The sequence below is a fragment of the Parafrankia sp. FMc2 genome, assembly GCF_041008525.1.
Classification (GTDB): domain Bacteria; phylum Actinomycetota; class Actinomycetes; order Frankiales; family Frankiaceae; genus Parafrankia.
On the sequence record NZ_JBFLUG010000251.1, the window covers coordinates 1 to 5,617 of the forward strand.

Genomic DNA, 5,617 nt, shown 5'->3' on the forward strand with positions numbered 1-5,617 from the left:
TCGCGCCCAGGTCCTCGACGCCGCCTACGCGGCCCACCCCGAGCGGTTCCACCGCCGACCGGCCCCGCCCGCGCTGCCTACCAGGGCGTGGATCAACCAGCCCCCAGCGATCATCGAGACCGAGGAGACGCTACCCACGAACCAAGCCGCCTGATGTCTCACCAGGATTGACAGGCTCCGGTTCGCGACATTGTGGGTCGGTCAGCAGTGTGAGTCAGGTTCATGCCTGCAGGTACAGCAGAACGGCGACTACTCGGCGGTGTCGGGTGTCCGAAGGCGGTAGATCGAGCTTGACGAAGATGTGAGCGATGTGCTTTTCCACCGCCCGTTCGGTGACGGTGAGCGCATCCCCTATCGCGGCGTTGCTGTGCCCCTCGGCCATGAGCGCCAGGACGTCCCGCTCTCGGGGGCTCAGGGACGCGAGCGTCTTCCGCTGCCGGCTGGCCCGCAGCAGTTGCGCGACGACCTCGGGATCCAACGCCGTCCCGCCCGCGGCGATCCGCGTCAACGCGTCTACGAAGGCGTCGATGTCTGTGACCCGGTCCTTGAGCAGGTAGCCGACCCCTTCCGGCTTGCCGGTGAGCAGGGTCGTGGCAAAGCTCGTTTCAATGTACTGAGAGAAGAGCAGCATTCCCAGGGTCGGGTACTCGTGCCGGAGCGCGATCGCCGCTCGTACTCCCTCGTCGGTGTGCGTCGGCGGCATCCGTATGTCGATCACAGCGACGTCTGGCCGGTGCTCGGCCACCGCTGAGGCCAATGCATCCCCGTCGCCGACAGCCGCCACGACGTGGTGACCCCGCATGGCAAGCAGTTGCGTCAGCCCGTGACGCAGAATCGCCGAGTCCTCCGCTACGACCAAGCGCACCGGGTCGGAGTTCCTTTCACGAGTGGTTCGGCAGACGCAGGGTGACAGTGGTCGGACCGCCGGCCGGACTTTTGATCTTTAGGTCGCCGTCGACGGTGCTGAGCCGCTCTCGCAGGCCGATGAGCCCGCTTCCGGCACCGAGCGTCGCGCCTCCCGCACCGTCGTCGGCTACCAGTATCCACAGCATTTCATCGTGTAGCCGGGCATCCACCCGGACGCGCTGCGCGCCGCTGTGCCGCACCGCGTTGGTGAGAAGCTCCGTCACGCAGAAGTAGGCGATCATCTCGATCGCTGGGGCAGGACGCCGGGGGATGTTGGTGTGTAGGTCCACCGGTAGGGCGCATCCTGACGTGAGAGTGGCCAGCGCTGCCAGCAGGCCTTGGTCGAGCACCGGGGGCCGAATCCCCCGAGCCAGGTCGCGCAGCTCGACCAGGGTGTCCCTGGCTTGCTGGTGCGCACTGTCAATCAGCTCGCGGGTCTGTCTGAACGAGGCGTCGTCGGCTTCCCCTCGCAGCGTGTCCTTCGCCATCGTGAGGCTTATGCCTAGGGCGACCAGGCGGGCCTGCGTGCCGTCGTGGAGGTCGCGTTCGATTCGCCGGAGCGTCGCGGTGGCGTCGTCGACTGCCTGGGCCCGGGTCCTCTCCAGTTCCCGTACACGATCAGAGCGCTGGTTCGTGCCCAGCAGAGCACGGAGCAGGAACCGGTCCACCACGAGTACCCTGCTGACCACCCACGGAGCGAGTAGGAACACGATGGCTCCGGCTGCGGTGACAAGCAGCATCCCGGGCCAGGTGTCCAGGTGGAAGCCGCCGATCGAAAAGCCGTGGCGAACCGTGCCGTCCGCCTCGACGACCGTCGGTCCGTTCGTCGTCCGCAGCACCGGATAGCTGAGAAGCAGCCCACCGTTGGCCCACACCGCCACCGTCACGGCGCAGATGAGGGTGGCGACAGGCAGCTTGAGTAGGAGGTAGCCGACGGCCTGCCATTGGGAGGCGTCGGTGAGGATAGCGCGCCGCCACGCGAGGGGACTTCGGCCGGCCGGCGGGGGCGGTGCCGCGATTCTGTCGCCTAGCAGGACCGCGGCCAATGCCCGATGGAGATTGCCGAGCACCCGGGCGCCGCGTAGCGTGAGAGCGAGGAGCCACAGCCCCAGCGGAGTCAACGTCAGCACGGCGCTCAGCGCCAGCGTTGCCAGGACCCATACGAACCCGGCGGCCGCCAGCGGCACGCTGATCAGTACGTACAGGACCTGGGTCCACGTCCGCCTGGCGACAAGGGCACGCGAGGCGTTGTCGAGCGCATGGTGGATGCGGGCGATGCCCCTCATTGTCTACCGGGTGTCCACCGTTGTCACGCGTCTGGCGTCGAGTCGGTGGTCAGCGGTGGAGTACGGGCGGCTGCCGATCAACGTCCGTATGGCCCGTGCCTGGAGTCCGGTGACAGCCCGCAGTATCGCTGGGCCGGAGATCAGCACGATCAGGGCCGGTGAGCTGTGCACCGCGACGGCACCCAGGTAGGTCGGCCCACCCCAGGCCTTTTCGTAGTACGACGGATCACCGGCGGCCTGGAAGGGGTAGCTCGCCCCGCGGACGAAGAAGTAGACGAGCGAGACCGCCGCCAGGAATGACAACAGGGCCAATGGCAGATGCAGGAGCAGGAAGCCGACGTCGCGCCAGCTTTGCCGGTCCTGCCAGCGAATGCGGACTCGACGCCATGGTGCGCCGGCCGGGCGGGCACGGCGAGGTTCGCTGACGTCCAGGCCGAGCAGGCGTCGGGCCCGGGCGCGTTCGATTCTGGTCAGCAGCCGTGTCAGCGCGAACGTCGGTATGATCAAGAGTGCTCCCACCACCGTCAGCGACAGGACTGTGCTGATGCTGACCGTCACGACTATCAGCACGAAGCCGACAAAGGCGATGGGTAGGGAGATCAGGGCGTGCAGCATCTGCCGCCAAGCGTCCGTGCCGAGGAATCCCGGCCGGCTCGTCGACGAACGCGACAGCCGCCCGCCAGCGTCCGGTTGTGGACTACGCACAGTAGTCGATCACCTCTCGTATTCGCGACCTCGGGCTCCGAGGTCTCCAGCCTCGACGTCGGGGTTCCGACGGTTCGATGATTGCGACGCGACACGGGCCAGGCAATCGTGCTGCCCCCCCGATTGCCGCCCGGCCTGCACTCGGTCGTGTCCCCGGTGCTCGTCCTGCCGGGTGAAAGGGCGGCAATACGACGGCGATACCCGGCCTGCCTAGTATACCGGCGAGATCATCCGTCCCCGACCAGCCGAAGGACGCTCGATGTCGCTTCTCACTTCCTCGGAACCAGCCGCGGCGGACTCGGACGGCGAGATTCTCAGCCCGGCCGACGCCGATCGTCTCAAAAATGTTGCCGAGACCGTCGCTGCGGTGGCTCCGAGACTGGTAGACAGTCCGGCTTGGGTCGCGTCGGCACGCCATGGTTGGGAAGATCTACCGGTAGCGCTGCGGCGGCGAGTCCGCGCCTTCCGCAGGAATTCAGGGGGCCACGGGACACTACTGCTGCGCGGAATTCTGCTGGACACTCCGAACATGCCACCGACTCCCTTCGCCGCGGGGTCGGTGCAGCGTCGGGCCACGCTTTCGGCCGCGGTGCTGATGTCGCTCGCATGTGGCCTCGGCGATCCAGCAGCATTCGCCGCGGAGAAGTCGGGCGCTCTCGTGCAGGACGTGGTTCCGGTACCGGGCAACGAGGATGTTCAGGGTAACGTCGGCTCGGTACCACTCGCCTTCCATAACGAGAACGCCTTTCACCGGCACCGACCGGACTTCGTCCTGCTGTTGTGTCTTCGAGCCGACCACGACACGGCAGCGGCTCTGCGTACCGCCTGTGTCCGCGCCGTGCTGCCGCGACTCACGACTGCGACCCGGGCCGCGCTGGAAAGCCCCTGGTTCGTCACCGAGCCACCACCATCGTTCGTGGTCGGCGCCCCAGCGGAGCCGCACGCAGTGCTCGCCGGCGTACCAGAAGACCCCGACGTGCGGGTGGACTTCGCCGCGACCAAGCCGCTGGGATCACAGGCAGGAGAGGCTCTGGCTGAGCTCGCGACGTTGATCCACCAGTCAGCTCGGGAGGTGTTCCTTCGGCCGGGAGACCTCGCGATCGTCGACAACCGGGTCACCATGCATGGCCGCTCGGGCTTCCGACCACGTTACGACGGCGCCGACCGCTGGCTGCAACGGACGTTCGTCTGTGCCGACCTGCGCCGCTCGCGTGCGTTCCGCCCGGACGACGGCTACGTACTGACTGGATGACCTTTGGCCCGAAGCCTGGTGGTCCGGCCCGCCCGCCCGATCCGGTGGGGTACGGGCGGGCCGGGGACCGATCAGCCGGACGCCGGACTGCCGAGGTCCCGGGCCAGGACGTCGAGCACTCGGCGCTGGTCGTGGATGAAGAAGTGGTCGCCCGGCAACACCTCGAGGCGGAAGTCGCGCGTGGTGTGCGCCCGCCACGTCCCGACGTCGGCGGGACGCGCCTCCGGGTCCACGGAGCCGGCAAGTCCGGTGATCGGTACAGGCAGCACGACGTCGGTCGCTACCTGGAAGGTTTCCGCCAAGGTGAAATCCGCGCGGATGATCGGCAGCAGCAGCTCGACGAGATCAGGATCGTCGAAGAACTCCGGCGGGGTACCGTTCATGCGGCGCAGCGACTCGAGCAGCTCCGGGTCACGAAGACGGCTCTTGTCCGTCAGATGCGGGCCCCGGCGAGGGCCAGCGGCGGAGAGGAACAGCCGGGACGGAGCGGGCAGGCCTGCTCGCAGGAGCCCGCAGGCGAGCTCGAATGCCACCAGCGCGCCCATACTGTGGCCGAACAGCACGAAAGGCGTCTCGAGCTGCGGCGCCAAACCGTTTAGGAGCCTTGGTAGCAGTTCGTCCATGCTCGCGTACGCTGGCTCGCTGATCCGGCTTTCCCGGCCGGGTAGCAGCACGGGTCGGACTTCCACCTCCGGCCCGAGACCATCCGGCCACTTCGAGAAGACGGAACTTCCCCCGCCGGCATAGGGAAAGCAGTACAGGTGCACCCGGGCCGACGGGTTCCGGAAGCGGGTCGAGAACCAACCAGTCAACGACGGTTTCATCGTACTCCAACCGAGGCGAACAATCGGACAGACGGTGCTTTCGGGCGACTCTACCAAGATGTGCTGACGTGCAACCCATTTTCCCCGAGCTCGGTCGGCGGCTGTTACGGAGTCACAGAAAGAGCTTTGATAACGGGAGAAAAACTGCGATCTATAGGCTCTGATCCAGACGGCTTGCTGACGAGGGAAGCGCGGGGAACACGACTGTGGAAGAGTTCGTCACGGCGAAAGCGCGCAGCACGGCGGTGCGCGGCACGAGAGTGCCCCGCTGGGTAGCCGAGTCCCCGCCTGGAGTCGTCCGCACCGCAGTACTGGCCCGGCCCTTCCCTGATAGCGCGGCAACGGAACTACCGGAACTGACGGAACTCGGTATTCCGCTCGACGCGGTCGCCCTAGTGTAACGTGATTCCGTTTTCTTTAGTTGCTGTTGTTTGCGACGAGTTTCTTCACACTGGCCTGGACGAGTTTGACCTTGGCGAGGATCTCATCGGCAGTGGCGGTCCAGGTGAAGGGCTCGGCATCGGTGTTCCAGTGGTCGATGTAGTCGCGTATCTGTCGGATGAGGGCAGCGACCGAGCCGAAGGTGCCGCGGCGGATCGACTGGCGGGTGATGATCCCGAACCAGTTCTCGATCTGGTTGATCC

Annotated in this window: 5 protein-coding genes and 1 pseudogene; 1 reads left to right on the forward strand and 5 read right to left on the reverse strand. The window is 66.7% G+C overall.

Annotated features, from left to right (window positions below):
• Positions 1-220: 220 nt before the first annotated feature.
• From AB1460_RS35355 to AB1460_RS35365, 3 genes are read right to left on the reverse strand one after another with little or no spacing between them, the layout of a single operon-like run.
• Positions 221-865, reverse strand: a complete 645-nt coding sequence (locus AB1460_RS35355; protein WP_368966760.1) for a response regulator transcription factor — start codon at positions 863-865, stop codon at positions 221-223.
• A gap of 16 nt (positions 866-881) precedes the next feature.
• Positions 882-2,192, reverse strand: a complete 1,311-nt coding sequence (locus AB1460_RS35360; RefSeq protein ID WP_368966762.1) for a sensor histidine kinase — start codon at positions 2,190-2,192, stop codon at positions 882-884.
• A 3-nt stretch (positions 2,193-2,195) separates the two neighbouring features.
• Positions 2,196-2,897, reverse strand: coding sequence for a sensor domain-containing protein (locus AB1460_RS35365; RefSeq protein ID WP_368966764.1), 702 nt, complete (start codon positions 2,895-2,897; stop codon positions 2,196-2,198).
• A 529-nt stretch (positions 2,898-3,426) separates the two neighbouring features.
• On the opposite strand from AB1460_RS35365, the gene AB1460_RS35370 reads away from it, so the two are divergent.
• Positions 3,427-4,149 carry a TauD/TfdA family dioxygenase gene (locus AB1460_RS35370; RefSeq protein ID WP_420497451.1) on the forward strand — a complete coding sequence of 241 codons (723 nt, stop codon included), beginning with the start codon at positions 3,427-3,429 and terminating at the stop codon, positions 4,147-4,149.
• Between the two features lie 71 nt (positions 4,150-4,220).
• Here the strand turns inward: AB1460_RS35370 and AB1460_RS35375 are convergent, their stop codons facing one another.
• Positions 4,221-4,973: a thioesterase II family protein gene (locus AB1460_RS35375; RefSeq protein ID WP_368966767.1), complete on the reverse strand. Its 753-nt coding sequence runs from the start codon at positions 4,971-4,973 to the stop codon at positions 4,221-4,223.
• Between the two features lie 417 nt (positions 4,974-5,390).
• Positions 5,391-5,617: pseudogene (locus tag AB1460_RS35380) on the reverse strand (IS630 family transposase); the annotation flags it as partial.

Excerpts from the sequence above, each read along its gene's own strand:
- AB1460_RS35360 (WP_368966762.1), bottom strand. The coding sequence starts at position 2,192 with ATGAGGGGCATCGCCCGCATCCACCATGCGCTCGACAACGCCTCGCGT.
- AB1460_RS35370 (WP_420497451.1), top strand. The coding sequence starts at position 3,427 with ATGCCACCGACTCCCTTCGCCGCGGGGTCGGTGCAGCGTCGGGCCACG.
- AB1460_RS35375 (WP_368966767.1), bottom strand. The coding sequence starts at position 4,973 with ATGAAACCGTCGTTGACTGGTTGGTTCTCGACCCGCTTCCGGAACCCG.